Here is a 21,241-nt window from a genome sequence, read left to right as displayed (position 1 = left end):
CGACGGCGCTCAAGACCAGTCGCCCTCTGGCGTGCCGTTGAAGCGCTTCTTCAGGCCGGCCCAGCAGTCGATGTAGTTGTCCTGCCGGGTTTCGAGCTCGGCGCCATAGCGGGTCACCATCTGCGGAAAGCGCGTCTCGAACATGAAGGCCATGGTGTTGTCGAGCTTGACCGGTTTCAGCTCCGCTCGCGAGGCTTTTTCGAAGCCAGACGCATCGGGTCCGTGAGCCAGCATCATGTTGTGCAGGCTGATGCCGCCGGGCACGAAGCCCTCTTCCTTGGCATCGTACTGACCATGAATCAGGCCCATGAACTCGCTCATGATGTTGCGGTGATACCAGGGCGGGCGGAAAGTGTTTTCCGCCACAAGCCAGCGCGGCGGGAAGATGACGAAATCGATATTGGCGGTGCCTTCCTCGCCGCTCGGCGCGGTCAGCACGGTGAAGATCGACGGATCGGGGTGGTCGAACAGGATCGCACCGACCGGCGAAAAGGTCGCAAGATCATATTTGTAGGGCGAATAATTGCCGTGCCACGCCACCACATCCAGCGGCGAATGGTCGATTTCGGTGACATGGAACTGGCCACACCATTTCGCGATCAGCCGACAGGGCGTGTCCTTGTCCTCGAACCAGGCGCAGGGCGTCTTGAAATCGCGCGGATTGGCCAGGCAATTGGCGCCGATCGGGCCGCGATCCGGCAGCGTCAGCTTGGCGCCGTAATTTTCGCAGACATAGCCGCGCACTTGCGGATCGACCAGTTCGACCTTGAACACCAGGCCGCGCGGCAGCACGGCAATCTCGCCCGGCCTGAGTTCGATAACACCCATCTCGGTGACGAAGCGCAAGGCTCCAACCTGGGGCACGACCAGCAACTCGCCGTCGGCGTTGAAGAAATGATCGTCGACCATCGAGCGATTGGCGACATAGACGTGTGCCGCCATGCCGGTCTGGCCGAGCACGTCGCCGGCGGTGGTGATCGAGCGCATGCCGGCGATGAAATCGGTCGGTTCCTTCGGCATCGGCACGGGGCTCCAGCGATACTGGCCGAGTGCGAGCTGATGGTCGCCGACGTTCGGCGCGCTTTTCCAAAGCGGATAATTCGCCGCTTTGAAGCGACCGGTGTGCCTGACGCTCGGCCTTATCCGATAAAGCCAGGAGCGCTCATTGGTGCCGCGCGGCGCGGTGAAAGGAGAGCCCGAAAGCTGCTCGGCATAGAGGCCGTAGGCCGGCCGCTGCGGCGAGTTTCGCCCTTGCGGCAGCGAGCCCGGCAGAGTCTCGGTCTCGAAGTCGTTGCCGAAACCCGGCATGTAGGAATAGGCCATGGAATCCTCCCGAATTCATGGTCTCGGAGCATCGTTTGCGCATCCGCAAAGATGCTCCGAGTTGACCATACCGGTTTCATTTGTAACCATTGAAAATGTAACCATCAACGGTGATTTCGGCATGAGCCGCCAGCATGCCCAGTCAGGGCCAACCATGGAAATTCTCGAGCTGGAATCCTTCCTGCCTTACCGGCTCTATCGGCTTGCCGATGCCGTCAGCCGCGAATTCTCAAGGATATACAAGGACCGCCACGGCCTGACCCGGCCCGAATGGCGCACGCTTGCGGGACTTGGACAGCACGGCACGATGACGGCGACGGCGCTCGGCGAGCAATCGGCCATGCACAAGACCAAGGTTTCGCGCGCGGTGGCCGAGCTTGAGCGGCGCCGCTGGCTGACCCGCACGCCAGACGAGAAAGACCGTCGCGTCGAGCATCTGACGCTGACCAAAGCGGGGCTTGCCGCCTATCGCGAAATGGTGCCGCTGGCGAAGGAGTTCGAGCGGGAGCTGCTGGAGAAACTGAGGAATAGCGACCGCGCGGCAATTGAGGCAGCATTAGCCGCTCTGGAGAGTCGTTTGGGACGAGCCGAGGTTGGGGTCGAATCGTCTTGAACGAAGGGGCTAGCCAGTGCTTGGCATTTATCGAGTAAGCAACCAATGTTCAGCAACAACTTCGATCGTGTCGTCGCGAAAATAAAACAGGAAACGCCGCGAGTTAGGTCCATCTTGCGCCAGAATTTCCCAATCGTTTTCGCTGATTGACCGGCTATCGCCGATCACCTCGTAGAACTCGCCCCATTTGGGAGCCTGCTTGCTGTAAAGGCCTTTACCTGAGAACCAGGCGTGATCATTTGTGGAGTCCCATCGCCAACGACTGCAACCGATGAAACGAAGGGTTCCTGTCTCTCCCTTGCTGGCCTCACAGTCCCATGAGTCCAACAGAAAGGTAAGCTGAACCGTTTTATCCTCAACGGTTAGTTCTACATTCGGAGCGTTGGGCTCAGCGTTCCAATCCAGGTTCAGGTGTCGGAAAGACAGTGGTGTCACCAGTCCATCACCACCTTGCCGGAATTGCCGCTCTTCATCGCTTCGAAGCCGGAAATATAGTCGTCGATGCCGATGCGGTGGGTGATCAGGCCGCTGACGTCGAGAGGACCCTGCACCAGCGCGATCATCTTGTACCAGGTCTCGAACATCTCGCGGCCGTAGATGCCTTTCAGATGCAGCATCTTGAAGATGACCTTGTTCCAGTCGATCTCGAAGCCGGTCGGCGCGATGCCGAGAATGGCGATCTTGCCGCCGTTGTTCATGGTGTCGATCATGTCGCGGAAGGCAGGTGCGGCACCCGACATTTCGAGGCCGACGTCAAAACCCTCGGTCATGCCGAGCGCCGGCATCACGTCGCGCAGCTTTTCCTTCGACGCATCGACGACATGCTGGACGCCGAGCTTTTTCGCCAGTGCCAGGCGCACCGGGTTGATGTCGGTGATGACCACTTTTCGCGCGCCAACGCACTGCGCCACCAGTGCACCCATGATGCCGATCGGCCCGGCGCCGGTGACCAGCACGTCCTCGCCGACGAGATCAAAGGACAATGCGGTGTGAACCGCATTGCCCAAAGGATCGAAAATTGCCGCGATCTCGTCCGGCACATCGTCGGGGATGGGCACGACATTGTGCTGCGGGATCGCAAGGTATTCGCCAAAGGCGCCCGGCCGGTTGACGCCGACGCCGAGCGTGTTGCGGCACAGATGCCCCCTGCCCGCCCGGCAGTTGCGGCAATGGCCGCAGACGATATGGCCCTCGCCCGAAACACGCTGACCGATCTTGTACTCGGTCACCGCCGCGCCGAAATCGGCGACGGTGCCGACAAACTCGTGACCGGTCACCATCGGCACCGGCACGGTCTTCTGCGCCCACTGGTCCCAATTATAAATGTGGACGTCGGTGCCGCAGATCGCGGTCTTCCTGATCTTGATCAGCACGTCGTTCGGGCCGATTTCCGGCACCGGCACTTCTTCCATCCAGATGCCCGGCTCGGCCTTGGCCTTGACCAGCGCCTTCATCATGTTTGACATTCTTTTGTCCCCAGAACCTTAGTCGCTTGAATCTCTTGATCCGGCCGCTCAGGAAATCACGCCGAGTTCGCGACCGACTGCGGCGAACGCCTCAACCGCGCGTTCGATGTCGGCGCCGGAATGGGCGGCCGACATCTGCGTGCGGATGCGCGCCTGGCCCTTCGGCACCACCGGGAACGAGAAGCCGATGACATAGATGCCGCGCTTCAGCATCCGCGCCGCCACTTCCTGCGCCAGCGTCGCGTCGCCCAGCATCACCGGGATGATCGGATGGTCGGCGCCGGCCAGAGTAAAACCGAGCTTGCCCATCTCGGAGCGAAACCGCGCCGCATTGGCATATAGGCGCTGGCGCAACGTATCGCCATTGCGGATCATCTCGAAAACCCGGATCGAAGCGCCAGCGATCGCCGGCATCAGCGTGTTGGAGAACAGATAGGGCCGCGAGCGCTGGCGCAGCCAGTCGACCACCTGCTTCCTGCCCGATGTGTAGCCGCCCGACGCGCCGCCCAATGCCTTGCCGAGCGTCCCGGTGATGATGTCCACCCTGCCCTCGACGCCGCAATGTTCGGCCGAGCCACGGCCGTTCCTGCCGACGAAGCCAACAGCATGGCTGTCGTCGACCATGACCATCGCATCGTATTTGTCGGCGAGGTCGCAGACGCCTTTCAGATTGGCGATGATGCCATCCATCGAGAACACGCCGTCGGTGGCGATCAGCCGGAACCGACAGTCGCGCGCCTCTTTCAATCGCGCTTCCAGATCGGCCATGTCGTTGTTGGCGTAGCGGAAGCGCTTTGCCTTCGACAGCCGTACCCCGTCGATGATCGAGGCGTGGTTCAGCGCATCGGAGATGACCGCATCCTCCTCGCCGAGCAGCGTCTCGAACAGGCCGCCATTGGCGTCGAAGCAGGAGCCGTAGAGGATGGTGTCCTCCATGCCGAGGAAGTCAGAAATGGTCGCCTCGAGCTGCTTGTGTTCTTCCTGCGTGCCGCAGATGAAGCGCACGGATGCCATGCCGTAGCCGTACCGGTCGAGCGCCTGCTTGGCCGCCTCGCGCAGTTCGGCGCTGTCGGCGAGGCCGAGATAATTGTTGGCGCAGAAATTCAGCACCTTCTCGCCGCCGACCTCGATCTCGGCCGATTGGGTCGAGGTTATCACCCGTTCGGATTTGTAAAGGCCGGCCGATTTCAGTCCTTCAAGCTCGCTGTCGATGTGGGAAAGGAATGCTTCGGTCATGATCAGGCCCTGTTGAGATCGATGAGGACTGTCGCGCCGCGCGGACGAAAAATCCATCGCAAAAGCGACCGCTTCGGTGGCGGCAATGGCACGGCAGAGGCTACGATGTTCAAATGCGGAGGCGCCGCGAAAGATTGCAATAACCACTTTGCGGGTTTCCCGCCACGGTCGCCGCCGCCGGCATGCTGACGTCCCAAACCTGTTAACACTTTGAAGCCAAAGGTTGTCGCACAAGAATTCGTTGGCGAGAGGGCCGCCTCAGAAAATGTCACAGCAGCCGGTGCACGCCGTTTCGGGCAGGCTCATACTCCTGATCAAATCCGGCTACTGGCTGGCTCTGCTGATCATCGCCGCCATGGTCGTGGCCTCCTTCATCCTGCTGCAGCAGATGATGGCGGCCCAGCAGCACAACCAGGCACTGCTCGATGTGGTCAGCACACAAAAAGCCCTATCGCAGCGCATCGTCTTCCTTGCCGGCGCGACCGGTACCGCCTCACGCGACCAGCAGCCGGCCCTGGTTAGCGCGCTCAAGCAAGCGACGGTGGAGTTCGAGGAGAACTACGATCTGCTGCTCGAACGGACCGCCGCCGATCCGGCGTCGCCGGCAAGGTTCGATCCGAGATCGATCGAGAGCGTACTTTTCGCCAAGCCGTACCATCTCGACTATTTCTCGGTCGGGCTTATCGCCAACGGCGAACGCCTGATCTCGTCATTCGAATCGCGGCTCAACATGGCCGGCAATGGTGGCTACAAAGGCGGAGAGGAGCGCGTCAACCTGAACGCTTCCGTTGCCAACGCAACATTGTCGGGCTATGCCGCACTTGGCCAGCGCATCAGTGCCTTTGCAGACCAGCGATCCGAAACACTTCTCGATCTTAACCGCACATTGTTCTACTCGACCATCGGCGTCATCGTGCTGGTGGCGCTTTTCATTTTCGGGCCAATGTCGAATGCCATCCTGCGCAGGACGCGCGAGCTGGTCGATGCGCGCAATTCCATGGCCTTTATCGCCGTGCATGACGGGCTGACCGGCCTGCACAACCGCACCTTTTTGACCGAGCATTTCGATACGCTGATCAATGCCGCGCGGCGACGGCGTGAACGGGTTGCCGTGGTGCAGTTCGATCTCGACCGGTTCAAGCAGATCAACGACACGTTCGGCCACGCCGCCGGCGATTATGTGCTGGTGGCGGCTGCGCAGCGCATGCGTGATTCGTGCCGTACGTCGGATCTCAACGTGCGGCTCGGCGGCGATGAATTCGTCATGATTCTCAACGGTGCCGGCAGCACCGAGGACATCGATACCGTCGCCCGGCGCATCCTGACCAAGCTCAACAAGCCGATCGTCTTTCGAGGCACGACAATCCATCCGGGCGTAAGTGCCGGGATTGCGGTCTACCCTGTCGACGCCGACAATGCGCAGGATCTGCTCGTCCATGCCGATCTGGCGCTGTATTCCGCCAAGAAGCAGGGCGGCGGCAGCTTGTCGTTCTTCTCCGAGGAGCTGAGGCACGAACTCGATTATCGCAAGCAGCTCGAGCTCGATATCAGGACCGCTATCTCGGAGAAGGCGTTCGAAGTCTATTTCCAGCCGCAAGTCTCGCTGTCGGACGGCGCCATCAGCGGCATCGAGGCTCTGGTTCGCTGGAGACATGCCGAGCGCGGCATGATCGCGCCGGGCGAGTTCATTCCGATCGCGGAAAAATGCGGTCTCATGCCCGAGATCGGCCGCATCGTCATCGCCAAGGCGATCGACGAAGCAGCCGAATGGAACCGCGCAGGCATCGCCTTCGGACGGATCGCCGTCAATGTATCCGGCTCGGAGCTGCGCGAGACAGATTTCGAAGTCTTCCTGTTCGACATGCTGGAGAGGGCTGGCCTGCCAGCGCACAAACTGTCGCTGGAGATCGTCGAATCCGTCATCCTCGACGACGAGAAGACCGGTATCGCGGCAAAGCTGCGGCACATTCGCGCCGCCGGTATCCATCTCGAGCTCGATGATTTTGGCACCGGCTACGCATCGCTCAGCCATGTCAATCCAAACGAGATCGATCGGCTGAAGATCGACCGCCGGTTCGTCCAGAACATCAACGAGAACAGCGGCAACACCAAGATCGTGCGTGCCCTCACCGAGCTCGCCCGCGGTCTCGGCATCTCGATCGTTGCCGAGGGCGCCGAAACCGAAGCCGAGCTCGACTCGCTGATGGCGATCGGCTGCGACCAGGTGCAAGGCTATTCCATCGCTTTCCCGATGCCGCCGGACAGCGTGCGCGAATGGCTGGTGGCGCGAACGCCCAAGAAGGCCAGGCTGACGGTGCTGCAGGGCTGCCGGGCGTAGGAAAGTCGGAACTACTGCAATGGCGGCAGGTTTCTCAGCGGATTGAGCATCGGCACCCCAAGTGGTGCGAAATGACGCTCGTTATCCGTCAGTATCACCAGGCCGTGAACCTCGGCCGTAGCAGCAATCGCTATATCTTCAAATCCCGGCCGATGAGCCCTTGCGCGATCAAGAATAGAACCCGCGGCATGCGCGGCTCGCAAATCGAAGGGCAGAATCCTTGCCCCGTAAAGGTGCTCGACTGCCTGCCACCAGTCGCGTAGCAGCGCGGCCTTTGTGGTCGCGCCGTCGCGCACCGCCTTCGCTATCCCCGCCGCGATTTCGGACGCAGTCACAACGGATAGGAACAGGTATTCGCTCGCCATATCGAGCCATGCCATCAGCGCCGCCCGATCAACCTTCCTGGCTGGAGCCATTGCCGAGATGATGTTGGTGTCCAGCAGAAACATCAGGGCTGGTCGCCGCGCTACAACGCAACCTTGCGAGCTGGCTTACGGGAACGAGGCGGAATGTCGTCCTTGTCCCCGGGAAAAGCCGCCAGCAGCCGCCCGAAGCTCGGCACCCGAGACAGCCGCTGATAATCTTCGAACGACAGGATGACGGCCTGCTTCCGACCGTGGCGTGTGATAATGGCAGGCTCTCCTGCAACTGCCTGATCGACGACTGCCGAAAGCGTCGCCTTGGCGTCTTTCAACTGAATTTCGCGCATGTTGCCACCCTCGCATATGACTACCATGGTCATATAACATTGCAGACGGCTTGGAACAAGGGTTGCGGTCCAATCGGTATCAACTGACATTGGCCCGCAACGCGGCCAGCACCTGTGCAAACTCTGCCAGCCTGTCGTCGGACAGTCCTTTCCGCAGCCGCTTGTCGAAGGCTAACGCGGCGGTGCGCAATTGCAGGAACAGCGCTTCTCCGGCTTGGGTCAGCTCCACCTGGTGAACCCGGCGGTTCTCGGGATCGCGGCGGCGCATCAGCAGGCCTTGCGTCTCCATGGCGTTGAGGTGGTGGGTCAGCGTTGCGCCCCGGATGCCGATCATGCCGGCGAGCTCGCGTTGATTGGCCAGCTCCCGCGACTTGACCGACAGCAACGTGACCCAGACCGGCAGCGTGCCGCCTGCCTCGACCAAGGCAGCGTCGAAAGCCTGCGCAACCAGCTTGGCGGTGCGCGCGAGATTCATCCCGATCGGCGGGCGGTCAAAGGGCGTCATGATCCGACACTAGAACAAGGGCAAAGCCTATGGAACCGGCTCGAGCTTATGCGTTGACATCTAATAATTTGATATCTATCGATATGCCTGGCGGTGGGCAAGAGAGGAAATGCGGTCATGCAATATGTCTACATCATCGTCCTCGGCCTTCACGTCATGGCGGGCGTGTTCTGGGCCGGCACCACCATCGCGGTCGCCCGCGAACCGGAGATCAGGGCGGAACGTTTCTTCCGGCCGCAAATGGGCGCAGCCGGCGTGGTTTTCCTCACCGGCTTGCTGCTGTGGTATTTCTTCCACAACGGCTCTTTCGGCTCGATGGAGAAGGTCTTGGCGCTCGGCATCTTGACGGCGTTAATCGCCGCCGGGGTTCAGGGCGCGCTGGTGGGTTCCGCCAGCAGGCAGTTGGCCGGCGCTGATGCGGCGAAGCAAACCCAGTTGCGCGCCAAGATGACAAAGGGCGAACGCATCGCCGGCGGCCTGCTGGTCATCACCGTGTTCTGCATGGCCACCGCCAGGATGTTTTGAACGTCCTGCCGCAATCGCAAGATCGTACGGTGCCCGGCGATGGCCGGCGGCGTGCGCGGCGCGCAGACCGGACCGACGTACCGTGGTGGCTCTCCGTACGGAGGTTCGGCTGCGCGCCACCAATCAATCCAAAATATTCCTCAGATTCGCAAGCCGAACCTGATGCCGTCATAGATCGCAGCGTGGATATTGCGTGAAGCTACCGCGTCGCCGATGCGAAAGACGACGAAACCGCCTTGCGGATTGCGCGCAGGAAAGATGTCGCCGCCATTGATCAGTTTTTCGTAATCGATCGCGCCGGCGTTCTTCGACAGCGGCTTCAGCGCCAGGTAGAGATCGTCGAGCGGCAGCGTGCCGTGCTCGACCACCACCTGGTCGACCCGCCGCTCGCCGCGCCAGCCATCGGCGAAGTCGGAGGCGAGCTCGGCGATCAGCTGGTTGCCTTCACGCCGCACAGAACGTAGCCGTGTGTTGATGGTCACCGTGACACCCTTTTCCTGGAAGGCGCGCATGTAGGGCACATGATTCATGCCGCCCATTTCCGGGGCGAAGAAGCGCTCTGGTGAAACCAGCTCCAGCCTGGCGCCGCTATTGGCGATCAGTTCGGCGGCACCCATGCCCTGATGGCCGCCATTGTCGTCATAGAGCAGCACGTTCTCGGCCGGCTTGACGCTGCCGGCCATGATGTCCCAGCTCGAGGTGACGAGATCGTCGCCCGCCGTCAGAGGCGGGTTCTGCGGCAGGCCGCCGGTGGCGACCACCACCACGTCCGGCGATAGCGCCAGCACGTCGTCCGTCTCCGCCCATTTGTCGTAGCGGATCTCGACGCCCAGCCGGTCGAGTTCGGCCAGGCGCCAGTCGATGATGCCGATCAATTCCTTGCGGCGCGGGTTTTGCGTTGCCAGCCGCACCTGGCCGCCGGCCTGGCTCGATGCTTCCAGCACCGTCACCTGGTGCCCGCGCTCGGCGGCGACGCGCGCCGCCTCCAGCCCGCCGGCGCCGGCACCGACGACGACCACCTTCCGCTTCGGTCCCTCGGTTTTCGGAATAATATGGGGGATATCAGCCTCGCGGCCCGTCGCCGCATTGTGGATGCACAGCGCCTCGCCGCCCTCATAGATGCGGTCGAGGCAATAGGTGGCGCCGACGCAAGGGCGGATCTCGTGCTCGCGGCCCTCCATCACTTTTTTGACGATATGCGGGTCGGCAATGTGGGCGCGCGTCATGCCGACCATGTCCAGCTTGCCGGTGGCGATGGCGTGACGCGCGGTGGCGACGTCGGAAATCCGCGCCGCATGGAAGGTCGGGAATTTCGTCGCTGCCCTGATCTCGCCGGCAAAGTCGAGATGCGGCGACGACCGCATGCCGGTCACCGGGATGACCTTGGTCAGCGCCGCATCGGTCTCGATCGAGCCACGGATGATGTTGAGGAAATCGACCTTGCCGGAGCCGGCCAGCCGCCTGGCGATTTCGACGCCCTCCTGTTTCGACAGGCCTTTCTCGAAATCCTCGTCGGCGACCATGCGGATGCCGACGACGAACTTTTCGCCGACCGCGGCACGCACCGCGTCGAGCACCATTCCGGTGAAGCGCAGCCGGTTGTCGAGCGAGCCGCCGAAATCGTCGTCGCGCTGGTTGGTGGCCGGCGACCAGAAACCGTCCATCAGATGGCCGTAGGCTTCGAACTCGATGCCGTCGAGGCCGGCAGCCTGGCAGCGCTGCGCGGCCGCCGCATAGTCGGCTACGATGCGCTCGATATCCCAGTCCTCGATAGTCTTGGGAAAGGCGCGATGGGCCGGTTCGCGCACCGGCGAAGCCGACAGCACGGGCAGCCAGTCGGCCTTGTTCCAACCGGTGCGGCGGCCGAGATGGGTGATCTGTATCATCACCTTGCAATCGTGCTCGTGGCAGGCATCGGTAAGCTCGGCGAGCCACGGCACGATGCGGTCGTCATAGACATGCAGATTGCCAAAAGCGGCCGGGCTGTCGCGCGAGACGATCGCCGAACCGGCGGTCATGGTCAGCGCCATGCCGCCCTTGGCCTTTTCGGCATGGTAGAGCCGGTAGCGTTCCTTCGGCATGCCGTCCTCGGAATAGGCCGGCTCATGGCTGGTCGACATCACCCGGTTCTTCAGCATCAGATGCTTGAGCTGATAGGGCTGGAGGAGCGGGTCATTGCTGGTCATCGTCTTCCTGCTGTTTCAAATTGTGCTAATGAGCGGCAAATTTTGTTTTTACGCATGTCGCTGTCCCAAAATCGCTGCGCAGTTTTGGGCGACATGCAGCAAGGAACCTGCTCATGACCGATACGAAAAACCTCACCCAGCTCGGCACCAACGTCGAGGCGCCACAGAGCCCTGAAGCGGCAGTCCTGGAAACCGTGCCGTTTTCGCGCGGCGACGGCCCGCCGGCCATCGTTCGCTTCACCTGCCCGGAATTCACTTCGCTCTGCCCGGTCACCGGCCAGCCGGACTTCGCCCATATCGTCATCGACTACGCACCCGATGCGCTGCTGGTGGAATCGAAGTCGCTCAAGCTGTTCATGACCTCGTTTCGCAACCATGGCGCCTTCCACGAAGAATGCACCGTCATGATCGGCCGCCGCATCATCGCCGCGACCAAGCCATTGTGGTTGCGCATCGGCGGCTACTGGTATCCGCGCGGTGGCATTCCGATCGACGTGTTCTGGCAAACCGGCGCGCCGCCGGAAGGTGTGTGGCTGCCCGACACCGGCGTCGCCCCCTATCGCGGGCGCGGCTGATCGGACGGAGCGGCTCACCTGATCCCGGTCCGGCACAGGTTGGTCTCCAGGAAAGGCATCACCGCGTCGCGGTACCGCTGTTGGTCATAGCGATAGAGATCAACATGCCGCGCGCCGTCGAACCAGACCAGCTTTGCGTCAGCGCCTGCCGCATCTTTCAACGCCAGTGTCTGGCTGCGAGCGACAAACGGATCCGAATTGCCTGCTAGCAGCAATATCGGCCGATCAATCGCGCCGATGCGATCGACCGGCCTGACATCATCTACCCCGAAGCCAAGGCGGAGCTGCATCTGCGCCAAGAGGATGGTCGCCTGTACGTCGCGCAACATAGGCAAGGGCGCTCGCAACGCCGTGGTTTCCAGCAAAGTCGCGTAGAGCTGCTCCAGGACATAGGCGTCGGCATGCTCCTGCTGAGCGCCAAATACAAAAGCAGCCGCACCGAGCGACGAGCCGATGGCCGCCACCTTGCGACCGGCGAAGCGTTGCCGGGCAAAGGCGAGGATGCGGCTGGCGTCCTGCCGTTCGATGTAACCAAAGCCTCTGATATCGCCGCCGCTTTCGCCATGTCCCGACAGATCGAACAGCACGATCGAGTAGCCGCTTTCGAAAAGCAGCTTCGCTCTTGGAACCATGGCCAGCTTGTTTGAACCACGTCCGTGTAACAGCACGATTGTTCCGCAACTGTCCTGCCGATCCGCCACCCAACCGGCAAGGTCGGGCGCGCCCTCCCGCTTCAGAACGATGCGCTCCACCGGTAACCCCACAGGCAGCGTGAAGCTTTGCTGAGGCACGCGGGCCACCGCGTGGCTTCCTGCCTCCCAGGTGACAGCGCAGGCCAGGACGCAAACCGCCGCGAATAAAGCAACCACGACAGGACCTCTTCTCATCGATCGGTCACGTGCACTTCGCATCAGTTGAGCGGCAGCCGCCGGTAGCGGCTGGGGCTGTTCGGGTCGCTGAAATGGTGCATCGGCCCGTGTTCGGTAAAGTGCGCTGACCAGCGTTTCATTGCCGCCGGATCGAGTTCGACGCCCAGCCCGTCACCCTCCGGCACGCGCACCGTATTGCCCGTCTGGCGGAAAGGACCGTCCTTGATGACATCGCCGATCTGCCAGCGAAACAGGGATTGCGACGCCTCGGTGATCCACGGTGTCGCCGCCACGACGTGCAGATAAGCCGATGTCATGATGCCGAGATCGTTCGAATAGCACCAGAACCCCTTGCCCATCGCCTCACAGGCGGCGATGAATTTCAGAGTTTTCGACAATCCGCCGAGTGCTGCGAAATTGCAGACGAAGTAATCCGGCGCACCGAGCGCGACTGCCCGTCTGAGATCCGGGATGTGCGTCGAGAACGGAATGCGCGAATGCTGGCGCAGCGCAGCCATCTCCTCGAAGGTCGCGACCGGATCCTCGTAGTTGCGGATGTTGAACGGCTCGATCTCGCGCAGCACCCAGCGCGCTGTGGTCAGCGACCACTGCATGTTGGAATCGAGTTTGATCTGCGCTTTATCGCCAAGCGCCTCGCGCAGCATGCGCACTGTCCTGATCTCGAGCTCGGGATCGCCCATGATCAGCTTGCCCTCGAAAATCGTCGAGCCGTGCTGTTCTCGCATGCCGAGACAGTAGTCGACGATCGCTTCGGCGGTCATCTCGCCGCCGGCTCCGCCGTGAGCGGGGCGAAAGGCGAAATATTCCGAAAACGGAATGTCCTTGCGCACCGCGCCGCCGAGCAGGTTGTAGAGCGGCATGCCGAAGACCTTGCCTCTTATATCCCACAGCGCCAGTTCGACGGCGCCGAACGCCACCGTGGCTGCATTCTCGCCGGTGTTGGCGGTAATCTGCCAGGGCGGCACGCAGCGCGCCTCGCAGTCGGCGATGTCGAGGGGATCGGCGCCAATCAGCGCCGGCGCGATCTCGGCCTTGATCACCTCGCCGAAATGCCACCATGGCGCCTCGCCCAGTCCGACCACGCCTTCGTCCGTCTCGACCTCGATGATCGATTTCGAGGCGCCGCCGTAGAGACCAGCCGTCCACCAGAACGGAGCATCGAGCGGGACGTTGACGTGGGTGACGCGGACGTTGGTGATCTTCATCGGTTCCGTTCTCACTCGCACTGGTATTGGCTTAGCGCCCATTCGCCGGTCACCGAGAGCAGGTCCGATATCTTCCAGTCGCCATCGATCTTTTTGAACTTCCATTCCAGCCGGTGCGGATTGCCGGAGACGACAAAAGCGACGACGACCTTGGCCTCGTCGCCCTTGATCGCTTCGATGGTCTTCAGGCTTTTGTCGATCTCCGCCTTTTCGTATTCGGAATTGTCGAGCGCCATGTTGGGATCGAGGCACTCGCCCTGCCCCGACTTCCGCAGCGCGTCGCTCTTGTCCAGCACCGACTTTGCCGGGTCGGTGAAATGGCCCCGCTGAGCCGGATCGACCTCGAGCCCGGCATGCTCGTAGAACGGCTTCACTACCGCGGTCGGCGAGCCCGGCTGCTCGGCTGCGGCCGGCGCGTTTTCTGCCGGCGGCAAAACTGCCGGCGGAGGTGCCGCACTGTCGGCCGGCGCGTTTGCGGGTGGCGCGCCGAACAGGCCTTGAGCGGCGGCGCTGCTCAATCCGGCCAGCAGGCACGCAGTCGCCAAAATCCAGGGACGGCAGCGAAGCACGGCATCACTCCGGCGACTGTCCGGCCAGGCATTCGAGCGCACTCAGGGTCCAGCCGCTGGTCTTCGAGGTAATGTCGGCGACCTTCCACTGGCCGTCGATCTTCTTCAACGACCAGACCATTTCGCGTTTGGAACCATCGCCTTCCGGAAAAAGGTTGAACGTCGCCGTCACCTCGGCGCTGTCGCCGTCCAGCGTTTCGGCCAGCGTCAGCGTCTTGGCCACGGTCTTCTCGTCATAGTCCTGCGCATCGAGACCAGGGGCGAAGTCGATGCAGGGAACTTCATCCGGATGGTTCTTTGCCGCATTGTCGTTCAATTCGAACAGTTTCGTCACCGGCGCGGTGAAGCGGTCGCGATATTGCGCATCGGCCTCGAACTTGACCGACGGGACATAAAAGAACTTCACGGCGTTGGCAGCAGGGCCGGCAAACGCGGCCGCCGGCACGGCCATCGAAAGCGCGGCAACAAAAAGTGGCAGTTTCATGGGTGTCCCCGATTGTTCACTGACGGAAGCTATCAGTACCACGCATCTTGCCCGTCGGCCTTCTTGCGGTCCATGAAATCCTGCAACGCGTCCTCTGCTGGCAACTCAGGCGTTCAGCCAGACGTTCTGGAGATCCATCTCGAAGGTTTGGTGGACACCGTAGTTCTTCACCTTCTCGTTCATGTGGCTGAACAGCTTCTGCCAAAACGGCTGAATGATGACGCCCGAATCTTGCAGGATCTGCTCGATGTCCTTCATGACCTCGCGGCGCTTTTCCACGTCGATGAGCGAAAGAGCCTGCTTGAGCTTGGCGTCGAAATCAGGGTTCGAGTAGCCGGTTTCGTTCCAGGCCTCGCCGGTGCGATAGCCGAGCGCCAGCACCTGTACGCCAAGCGGGCGCATGTACCAGATGGTCATCGAATAGGGGTATTTCGTCCAGTCGTTCCAGAATGTCGATCCCGGCAGCACGGTGCGCTTCACCTTGATCCCGGCATCGCGCAACTGGCCGGCAATAGCGTCGCCGGTGTTCTTTTGCCAATCGTCCTCGACGGTGATCAGTTCATGCTCGAAGTCGTCCTGCCCGGCATCGGCCATAAGCTTCCTGGCGCCCGCGGCGTCGCGTGTCTTCTTGGGCAGCGCGTAGTATTCCGGATGAATCGGACTGACGTGGTGGTTTTCACCAACAGTGCCTCGCCCGGCGTAGCCAAGTTCGAGCACCGCTTTGTTGTCGACGGCCATCTGGAGGGCGTTGCGAACCCGCTTGTCGTCATAGGGCTTGTTCGTGATGTTGGTCCGGGCGACGAGCGTGGTCGCTGTCGCAACCTCCGATTTGACCAGCCCCATCTTGTCGAGAATGTCTATGAAGTCGGCCGGCGTCTCGAAATTGAGGTCGATTTCGCCGGAGTCGAATGCATTTATCGAGGCGTTGAAATCGGTTCCGTAGTCGATGAATTCGACGCCGTCGAGAAGCGCTTCACCGCCCCACCATTTGCCATTCTCACGACGCTTGACGACCGCTTTCTGGCCGACCGCATAAGACACCAGTTCGAACGGCCCGGTGCCAATCGGCTTCTCGATCGGATTGGCGCCGTCGGCGTCGAAGTTGCGATGGACCACCAGCGCCGGATAGTCGGTGAAGTTCGGGATCAGCGAGACGTCCGGCTCGTTCAGCTTCAGCTTCACCGTGTTGTCGTCGACCTTGGTGATCGCCCCTTCCCTGGCCTTGCCGGTCTTTGCATCGATCAGCGCACCGACGCGCGCGGCCATCGAATTGCCGGCGGCAGCCTTCTCGCACCAGCGCGTCAGATTGTAGGCCACGTCATCGGCGTTGAAAGCATCGCCGTTGTTCCAGGCGATGCCCTTGCGCACATGCAGCACGTATTCGGTGGCGTCGTCGTTGACCTCCCAGCTTTCGAGCAGAACCGGCTCGAATGTGAACTGGCGGGTGTAGCGTACGAGCGGCTCGAGCCAGCAGCGTGAAATGTTCGCAAGTTCCACCCAGTCGTAGGTGCGCGGGTCCTTTTGCGCCTTCACCGACATCGAAACGTGCAGCGTTCCGCCTTTCTTCGGCTCTTCAGCCAAAGCCCGCTCCGGCACGGCAAGTCCAATCATGCCGTAGGCAAGGGCCGTCGATGCGCCGAAAGCGCTTGCCAGGGCCAGAAACTCCCGCCGGTCGACGCGACCGGCGCGCGCCTCGCTGGCCATTGCTTCGATGGCGCTCGATACGCGATCGCCGTTGCTTCTGAAGAGTGTCATTTTTTCCTCCCTTATGGTTCGCATCGGGTCTTCGCCCGTGATCAACTAACGCTGTCCGGCAGTTTCTCCTCGCGCCGCGCAATCAAATCTTTGAGACCATCGGCGATGCCCTCATCGAGCTTCGGCTCCTCATAATCGGCGAGCATGTTGCGCGCTTTCTCGCGGCCGCGGGTGTCGTGGTCCTTTGCTCCTTCCGCCTTCCACTGTTCGAATGAATTGAAGTCCATGATGCTCGGTATGAAGAAGGCGGACTCGAAATGTTCAAGCGTGTGCTGGGTGCCGAGGAAATGGCCCTGCGGTCCGACCTCGCGGATAGCCGCCATAGCCTCCTTGAAATCGTCGAATGGCAGCCCGCCAGCATATTTATACCAGCCGACAAGCTGCTCGCAGTCGGTGGCAAATTTCGAATAGCCGCAGGTCAGGCCGGCTTCGAGCCAACCGGCGGAGTGCCAGATGTAGTTGGCGCCGGCAAGGATGGCGGCATGCATCAGCATGTTCGCCTCGTAGCCCGCCTGGGCGTCGTTCAGCTTCGAGCCGACATGGAAACCGGACGTGCGCCACGGCAGACGATACTTCCGCGCCAGCGCGCCCATGAGATACATCATCTGGGCCGCCTCCGGCGTGCCGCCCATGGGAGCGCCGGTCTTCATGTCGACCGTCACCATGAACTGTCCGTAGATCTGCGGCGAACCCGGACGCAGGAGCTGTGTGAACGCGACGCCCGCCAGCGCTTCGGCATTGACCTGCGCGACCGCACCGACGGCAGAGGCCGAAGTCGAGGCGCCGCAAAGGGCGAAGGGGGCGAGGATCAGCGGCTGGTTGTGGCGCGCATAGACTTTCATCGCGTCCAGCATGGTGGCGTCCCACACCAGCGGCGAATTGCAGTTGGTGATCGACACCAGAACCGGGTTGTCGCGGACAAAATCCTCGCCGAACACGATGCCTGCCATCGCCATCGTGTCTTCGGCTCGATCCCTGGAGGTCACGATGCCCATGAACGGCTTGTCCGAGTGCTTCAGCGCCGAATGGATGATGTGGAGGTGACGTTTCGGCACCGCGATTTCCATCGGCTCGCAGATGATCGAGCTCGACGAATGCAGCGCCGGCGCCATGTAGGCGAGCTTGTGGAAATTGTTGAGGTCGGCGAGTGTGCCGTAGCGCCGGTTGTTGTCGAGGTCGCGCACGTAAGGCGCTCCGTACATCGGCACGAAGATGGAGTTGTTTCCACCCACACGTACGGAACGCTGGGGATTCCTCGCATTGAGCGTGAACTCCGACGGGACCTTCGAGATGAGCTCCATCAGCAGGGCGCGGTCGATCCGGACCCTTGTCTCCGAGACATCGGCGCCCGCCGCCTTCCACATTGCGATCGCCTCGTCGTCGCGGAACTCGCATCCGACTTCTTCGAGGATGGAGAGTGACTCCTGGTGGATCAGCTCAACCGCCTCGTCCGGGACCATCTGATAGACGGGAATCTGACGGACCAGGGTTGGAAACGACGCTACGGGTGCGCCCCGCAACGCCTTGCGCCCCAGGCGGCCGCCGCTGCGGCGGTTGGTGTGTTCGCTCACTTCAACGGCCGGTGCGTTCATGAAGGCTCCATATTCCAGTCTCGACCAATCTAGCCAGACAAAATGCGGCTGTGACGCTGGAAAATCCTGATCTCTTGTATAAGCTCAGCTTATGCGAAGCTTGCGCCACCTGCTGCCGTCTGCCGGCAGCCTGATCGTTTTCGAGGCCGCCGGGCGGCTGTCGAGCTTTACCGCCGCCGGGCGGGAGCTCGGCATGACGCAGGCTGCCGTCTCCTATGCGATCCGTGGGCTCGAAGAGCAGCTCGGCGCCAAACTCTTCCAGCGCCGCCACCGGCAAGTCAGCCTGACCGAGGCCGGCGACCGCTTCCATGCCGACGTCTCGCTCGGCCTGTCGCACATTCGCAAGTCGGCGGAGGATCTGCGCCAGATCGCCGTCGGCGCGCATGTGACACTCGCCGCCTCGACCGCCTTTGCCTCGTTCTGGATGATGCCGCGCCTGCAGCAGTTTCGCGACGAATTGCCGGGCATCGACCTGCGCATCCAGACCGCCGACCGCGATCTCGACATCATCGCCGAAGACATCCCGCTCGGCGTCCGCGGCGGCGAGCCCAGGGAATGGCCGGATTATCATTCGCTGCCGCTGGCCGATGAGGTGATATTCCCCGTTGCCGGTGTTAGTTATGTGGCACGGTTCGGGCTGCCGGACCGTGTCGCGGATCTTCAATCGCACCGCCTTATCCATCTTGAAGAGCCGTTTCGCGAGGCTGCGAGCTGGGACGAATGGTTCGCCTCGGCCGGTGTCGACATCGCCGATGCCGGACGCGGCTTGCGCATCAACGACTATGCGCTGGTGATCCAGGCCGTCATGGAAGGGCAAGGCATCGCGCTCGGCTGGGGTCACCTCGCCGAGCGGCTGCTGGCATCAGGGCTGCTGGTGCGCGTCACCGGCCACACGATGACGACCGGCAAGGGCTTTCATGTCATCTGGTCGAAGAACCGCGAACTCAGCGACAACGCCCGCAAGGTGCGGGACTGGCTGGCGGCGCAGGCGTGAGGCCGATAAATGCCCGGTCAAACGGTCACGACGATCTTGCCGAATTGCTCGTTCGATTCGAGATAGCGGTGCGCCTCGACGATCTGGTCGAACGGAAAGGTTCTGGCGATTGCCGGCTTCAGCGAACCCGAGCTCAGTCCGTCAAGGATGAACGCCTTGGCGGCCTGCAGCCGGACCGGATCGCGCACGATCTCATGGACGAGATAACCGCGCATCGTCAGTGTCTTTGCCAGCACTGCAGGTAGTGGAAAGGGTGTCGGGTCGAGGCTCAAGCCGCCATACTCGATGAGAATGCCGCCCGGTGCCATCGCCGCCGTCAGAGGCTTGAAAATCGGGCCGCCGACGGCATCGAACACCACGCGCACGCCGTCCGGGCCGGCGATTCGCTTCAGCCTGGCTTCCAGGTCCTCCTCTGCCGAGGCGATGACGTGGGCCGCGCCGAACTCAAGCAAAGCCCGCTTCTTGGCAGATGTCCGTGTGACCGCGATCGGGGTCGCGCCAACCATGTTGGCGATCTGGATCGCGGCAAGTCCGACGCTGCTCGAGGCCGCGGTAATGACAATAAAGTCCTCGTTTTGGAGGTTGGCAATGTCGATCAGCGCACCGTAGGCGGTGAGATATTGCATCCACGCTGCGGCGGCTTCTTCCCAACTCAGCGATGGTGGATGCTTGACGACGAGCTCGGCGGGATATGTGGCAATCTCACCATAGGCAGGCCAGCGGGCCATCGACAATGGCGGCACGATGCTGACGGCATCGCCAGGCGCAAACCCGTCCACGCCTTCGCCGACCATCTCGACGATACCCGCCGCCTCGAGCCCAAGACCGGAAGGCAACGGCGCGGTCTGGATGTAGGTCCCCGAACGCAGCAGCGCCTCGGCGCGGTTTATACCCAACGCCTTGACGCGGATCTGAATCTCACCGCTCGCGGGCGCAGGCGTGTCAACATTCTCGATGCGCAGGACCTCGGGACCACCGAGCTCATGAAAGCGAACGACACGTGCCATCGGTCAAACTCCAAAATATTTGAACTGAATCAGCTATGCCAGCGCTCATCAGGCGGATAAATAGCCGCTTGAGTAGATCAGCAGAAACTGCAGGTTTTGAATATGGATCGCCTTACGAGCATGGCCGTGTTCGTCAAAGCCGTCGACCTGGGCTCGTTCGCAGCCGCGGCGGCGGCTCTCGATCTGTCCGGGCCGATGGTCGGCAAGCATGTCCGGTTTCTCGAGGAGCGCCTGAGCGTGCGCCTCATCAACCGGACCACGCGCCGCCAAAGCCTGACCGATTTCGGGCGCGCCTATTATGAACGCTGCCGGCTGGTGCTTGCCGAAGCGGAGGCCGCTGATGCACTCGCCGCCGACCAGCTTGCCGAACCGCGCGGAAAGCTGCGTGTCCTGATGCCGGTGCATTTCGGCCGGCGCTGCGTTGCCCCGATCCTGTTCGGGTTTGCGCAGCAATATCCGGCGCTGGAACTTGACCTGTCGTTCAGCGATGCCATCGCCGACCTCGCCGAGGACGGCTGCGATCTTGCCATTAGAACGGGCGACCTGGAGGACCAGGCCGGGGTGATGGCGCGTCGCATCGCGCGCCAGCACATGGTCGTCTGCGCATCGCGGTCCTATCTCGACCGGCACGGCCAGCCGCAGGAAATAGATGACCTCGGCCGCCATCACGCGATCATCTACCGCCGTTCCGGGCGTGCCGTTCAGCCGTGGCTGTTTCCGCGCAATGGCCACCCCGCGATTGAGGTCAGGCCAGTCAGCAGATTGCGGCTCGACGACCTCGATGCCATCGCCGATGCCGCGGCCGCCGGCATGGGGCTCGCCTGGCTGCCATACTGGCTGGTTCGCCAGCGCATCCAGGCGGGCGCACTTGTCCCGCTGTTGTCGGAACAATCCTGGTTTCTCTACGACGTTCATGCCCTGTGGTTGCAGACGCCTCATCTGCCGATGAAAGTCCGCCTTGCCGTCGATGCACTGTCGGCAGCGCTGCCCAAGCTCATGACTTGAATGCACGGTCGCGGTTATCTGCGTGGATTTCCTCGAGAACGACTCGACGCAACCACAAGCCGTTCGAGGCGAGGCTTCGTCGATCGGCTCGGCAGCGCCGCTATCGATCCGCTCGCGCCTCGCATTGGGCGACAGTAGTTGTGTGCGTCAAGTTCTGCAAAATGGCGTGGCATCGCGGTGACGTCGGCGTGGGGCGCGCCCCCCCCCCCGTGTTGTCGGTGCGGGGGCCCCCCGACCGGGGGGCGGCGGGCGACCGCCGCCCGC

At 62.1% G+C, this 21,241-nt stretch carries 21 protein-coding genes; 6 read left to right on the top strand and 15 right to left on the bottom strand.

The window, feature by feature from the left end:
- Nucleotides 1-9: 9 nt before the first annotated feature.
- Complete coding sequence (gene hmgA, locus NKI72_RS28485) at nt 10-1,323, bottom strand: homogentisate 1,2-dioxygenase (protein WP_352501450.1); 1,314 nt, start codon at nt 1,321-1,323, stop codon at nt 10-12.
- 154 nt (nt 1,324-1,477) lie between these two features.
- On the opposite strand from hmgA, the gene NKI72_RS28480 reads away from it, so the two are divergent.
- Entirely contained in the window at nt 1,478-1,936 is a 459-nt protein-coding gene (locus NKI72_RS28480) for a MarR family winged helix-turn-helix transcriptional regulator (RefSeq protein ID WP_352836585.1), read from the top strand.
- A 27-nt stretch (nt 1,937-1,963) separates the two neighbouring features.
- On the opposite strand, the gene NKI72_RS28475 is transcribed toward NKI72_RS28480, so the two are convergent.
- Genes NKI72_RS28475 through NKI72_RS28465 form a run of 3 tightly spaced genes read right to left on the bottom strand, consistent with a single transcriptional unit; the run spans nt 1,964 to nt 4,638 of the window.
- Nucleotides 1,964-2,371 carry a hypothetical protein gene (locus tag NKI72_RS28475; RefSeq protein ID WP_352836560.1) on the bottom strand — a complete coding sequence of 136 codons (408 nt, stop codon included), beginning with the start codon at nt 2,369-2,371 and terminating at the stop codon, nt 1,964-1,966.
- Nucleotides 2,368-3,402 carry an L-threonine 3-dehydrogenase gene (gene tdh / locus NKI72_RS28470; protein ID WP_352836563.1) on the bottom strand — a complete coding sequence of 345 codons (1,035 nt, stop codon included), beginning with the start codon at nt 3,400-3,402 and terminating at the stop codon, nt 2,368-2,370. Before tdh ends, NKI72_RS28475 begins: the two co-directional genes overlap by 4 nt.
- A 48-nt stretch (nt 3,403-3,450) precedes the next feature.
- Nucleotides 3,451-4,638, bottom strand: coding sequence for a glycine C-acetyltransferase (locus NKI72_RS28465; protein WP_352836566.1), 1,188 nt, complete (start codon nt 4,636-4,638; stop codon nt 3,451-3,453).
- A 265-nt stretch (nt 4,639-4,903) separates the two neighbouring features.
- Here NKI72_RS28465 and NKI72_RS28460 point away from each other — a divergent pair, with 265 nt between their 5' ends.
- Nucleotides 4,904-6,976, top strand: coding sequence for a putative bifunctional diguanylate cyclase/phosphodiesterase (locus NKI72_RS28460; RefSeq protein ID WP_352851476.1), 2,073 nt, complete (start codon nt 4,904-4,906; stop codon nt 6,974-6,976).
- An 11-nt stretch (nt 6,977-6,987) separates the two neighbouring features.
- On the opposite strand, the gene NKI72_RS28455 is transcribed toward NKI72_RS28460, so the two are convergent.
- From NKI72_RS28455 to NKI72_RS28445, 3 genes are all read right to left on the bottom strand, one after another.
- On the bottom strand, nt 6,988-7,425 hold the full coding sequence (locus NKI72_RS28455; RefSeq protein ID WP_352851475.1) for a type II toxin-antitoxin system VapC family toxin: 438 nt from the start codon (nt 7,423-7,425) through the stop codon (nt 6,988-6,990).
- Between the two features lie 17 nt (nt 7,426-7,442).
- The gene (locus tag NKI72_RS28450; RefSeq protein WP_352473667.1) at nt 7,443-7,685 is read right to left on the bottom strand and encodes a type II toxin-antitoxin system Phd/YefM family antitoxin; all 243 of its coding nucleotides are present in this window, start codon (nt 7,683-7,685) and stop codon (nt 7,443-7,445) included.
- 79 nt (nt 7,686-7,764) lie between these two features.
- On the bottom strand, nt 7,765-8,190 hold the full coding sequence (locus tag NKI72_RS28445) for a MarR family winged helix-turn-helix transcriptional regulator (protein WP_352473629.1): 426 nt from the start codon (nt 8,188-8,190) through the stop codon (nt 7,765-7,767).
- A gap of 117 nt (nt 8,191-8,307) precedes the next feature.
- Between NKI72_RS28445 and NKI72_RS28440 the strand changes: the two genes are divergently transcribed.
- The gene (locus NKI72_RS28440) at nt 8,308-8,715 is read left to right on the top strand and encodes a hypothetical protein (RefSeq protein WP_023674396.1); all 408 of its coding nucleotides are present in this window, start codon (nt 8,308-8,310) and stop codon (nt 8,713-8,715) included.
- Nucleotides 8,716-8,855: 140 nt separating this feature from the next.
- Here NKI72_RS28440 and NKI72_RS28435 read toward each other — a convergent pair whose 3' ends face one another.
- Nucleotides 8,856-10,901, bottom strand: a complete 2,046-nt coding sequence (locus NKI72_RS28435; RefSeq protein WP_352473628.1) for an oxidoreductase — start codon at nt 10,899-10,901, stop codon at nt 8,856-8,858.
- Nucleotides 10,902-11,014: 113 nt separating this feature from the next.
- On the opposite strand from NKI72_RS28435, the gene queF reads away from it, so the two are divergent.
- Nucleotides 11,015-11,476, top strand: coding sequence for a preQ(1) synthase (queF, locus tag NKI72_RS28430; protein WP_023674394.1), 462 nt, complete (start codon nt 11,015-11,017; stop codon nt 11,474-11,476).
- Nucleotides 11,477-11,490: 14 nt separating this feature from the next.
- On the opposite strand, the gene NKI72_RS28425 is transcribed toward queF, so the two are convergent.
- From NKI72_RS28425 to NKI72_RS28400, 6 genes are all read right to left on the bottom strand, one after another.
- Nucleotides 11,491-12,276: an alpha/beta hydrolase gene (locus NKI72_RS28425; RefSeq protein ID WP_352617767.1), complete on the bottom strand. Its 786-nt coding sequence runs from the start codon at nt 12,274-12,276 to the stop codon at nt 11,491-11,493.
- A 110-nt stretch (nt 12,277-12,386) separates the two neighbouring features.
- A complete protein-coding gene (locus NKI72_RS28420) occupies nt 12,387-13,571 on the bottom strand; it encodes a mandelate racemase/muconate lactonizing enzyme family protein (protein ID WP_352836576.1) in 1,185 nt (394 codons plus the stop codon).
- A gap of 11 nt (nt 13,572-13,582) precedes the next feature.
- Nucleotides 13,583-14,140, bottom strand: coding sequence for a hypothetical protein (locus NKI72_RS28415; protein ID WP_352473625.1), 558 nt, complete (start codon nt 14,138-14,140; stop codon nt 13,583-13,585).
- 4 nt (nt 14,141-14,144) lie between these two features.
- The gene (locus NKI72_RS28410; protein WP_352542343.1) at nt 14,145-14,624 is read right to left on the bottom strand and encodes a DUF3828 domain-containing protein; all 480 of its coding nucleotides are present in this window, start codon (nt 14,622-14,624) and stop codon (nt 14,145-14,147) included.
- A gap of 105 nt (nt 14,625-14,729) precedes the next feature.
- Nucleotides 14,730-16,379: an ABC transporter substrate-binding protein gene (locus tag NKI72_RS28405; protein ID WP_352836579.1), complete on the bottom strand. Its 1,650-nt coding sequence runs from the start codon at nt 16,377-16,379 to the stop codon at nt 14,730-14,732.
- A 41-nt stretch (nt 16,380-16,420) separates the two neighbouring features.
- Entirely contained in the window at nt 16,421-17,971 is a 1,551-nt protein-coding gene (locus tag NKI72_RS28400; RefSeq protein ID WP_352774936.1) for a trimethylamine methyltransferase family protein, read from the bottom strand.
- Between the two features lie 91 nt (nt 17,972-18,062).
- Here NKI72_RS28400 and NKI72_RS28395 point away from each other — a divergent pair, with 91 nt between their 5' ends.
- A complete protein-coding gene (locus NKI72_RS28395) occupies nt 18,063-18,965 on the top strand; it encodes a LysR substrate-binding domain-containing protein (RefSeq protein ID WP_352473620.1) in 903 nt (300 codons plus the stop codon).
- A gap of 17 nt (nt 18,966-18,982) precedes the next feature.
- Here NKI72_RS28395 and NKI72_RS28390 read toward each other — a convergent pair whose 3' ends face one another.
- A complete protein-coding gene (locus NKI72_RS28390) occupies nt 18,983-19,972 on the bottom strand; it encodes a zinc-dependent alcohol dehydrogenase family protein (protein WP_352473619.1) in 990 nt (329 codons plus the stop codon).
- 102 nt (nt 19,973-20,074) lie between these two features.
- On the opposite strand from NKI72_RS28390, the gene NKI72_RS28385 reads away from it, so the two are divergent.
- Nucleotides 20,075-20,977 carry a LysR family transcriptional regulator gene (locus NKI72_RS28385; RefSeq protein ID WP_352473618.1) on the top strand — a complete coding sequence of 301 codons (903 nt, stop codon included), beginning with the start codon at nt 20,075-20,077 and terminating at the stop codon, nt 20,975-20,977.
- The last annotated feature ends 264 nt before the right edge of the window (nt 20,978-21,241 follow it).

The sequence above is a fragment of the Mesorhizobium sp. M0437 genome (assembly GCF_040321335.1).
Lineage (GTDB): Bacteria > Pseudomonadota > Alphaproteobacteria > Rhizobiales > Rhizobiaceae > Mesorhizobium.
This window is presented reverse-complemented; position numbering and strand designations above follow the sequence as displayed.

Excerpts from the sequence above, each read along its gene's own strand:
- hmgA (WP_352501450.1), bottom strand. The coding sequence starts at position 1,323 with ATGGCCTATTCCTACATGCCGGGTTTCGGCAACGACTTCGAGACCGAG.
- NKI72_RS28480 (WP_352836585.1), top strand. The coding sequence starts at position 1,478 with ATGGAAATTCTCGAGCTGGAATCCTTCCTGCCTTACCGGCTCTATCGG.
- tdh (WP_352836563.1), bottom strand. The coding sequence starts at position 3,402 with ATGTCAAACATGATGAAGGCGCTGGTCAAGGCCAAGGCCGAGCCGGGC.
- NKI72_RS28465 (WP_352836566.1), bottom strand. The coding sequence starts at position 4,638 with ATGACCGAAGCATTCCTTTCCCACATCGACAGCGAGCTTGAAGGACTG.
- NKI72_RS28460 (WP_352851476.1), top strand. The coding sequence starts at position 4,904 with ATGTCACAGCAGCCGGTGCACGCCGTTTCGGGCAGGCTCATACTCCTG.
- NKI72_RS28455 (WP_352851475.1), bottom strand. The coding sequence starts at position 7,425 with ATGTTTCTGCTGGACACCAACATCATCTCGGCAATGGCTCCAGCCAGG.
- NKI72_RS28450 (WP_352473667.1), bottom strand. The coding sequence starts at position 7,685 with ATGCGCGAAATTCAGTTGAAAGACGCCAAGGCGACGCTTTCGGCAGTC.
- NKI72_RS28445 (WP_352473629.1), bottom strand. The coding sequence starts at position 8,190 with ATGACGCCCTTTGACCGCCCGCCGATCGGGATGAATCTCGCGCGCACC.
- NKI72_RS28440 (WP_023674396.1), top strand. The coding sequence starts at position 8,308 with ATGCAATATGTCTACATCATCGTCCTCGGCCTTCACGTCATGGCGGGC.
- NKI72_RS28435 (WP_352473628.1), bottom strand. The coding sequence starts at position 10,901 with ATGACCAGCAATGACCCGCTCCTCCAGCCCTATCAGCTCAAGCATCTG.
- queF (WP_023674394.1), top strand. The coding sequence starts at position 11,015 with ATGACCGATACGAAAAACCTCACCCAGCTCGGCACCAACGTCGAGGCG.
- NKI72_RS28420 (WP_352836576.1), bottom strand. The coding sequence starts at position 13,571 with ATGAAGATCACCAACGTCCGCGTCACCCACGTCAACGTCCCGCTCGAT.
- NKI72_RS28410 (WP_352542343.1), bottom strand. The coding sequence starts at position 14,624 with ATGAAACTGCCACTTTTTGTTGCCGCGCTTTCGATGGCCGTGCCGGCG.
- NKI72_RS28405 (WP_352836579.1), bottom strand. The coding sequence starts at position 16,379 with ATGACACTCTTCAGAAGCAACGGCGATCGCGTATCGAGCGCCATCGAA.
- NKI72_RS28400 (WP_352774936.1), bottom strand. The coding sequence starts at position 17,971 with ATGAACGCACCGGCCGTTGAAGTGAGCGAACACACCAACCGCCGCAGC.
- NKI72_RS28395 (WP_352473620.1), top strand. The coding sequence starts at position 18,063 with ATGCGAAGCTTGCGCCACCTGCTGCCGTCTGCCGGCAGCCTGATCGTT.
- NKI72_RS28390 (WP_352473619.1), bottom strand. The coding sequence starts at position 19,972 with ATGGCACGTGTCGTTCGCTTTCATGAGCTCGGTGGTCCCGAGGTCCTG.
- NKI72_RS28385 (WP_352473618.1), top strand. The coding sequence starts at position 20,075 with ATGGATCGCCTTACGAGCATGGCCGTGTTCGTCAAAGCCGTCGACCTG.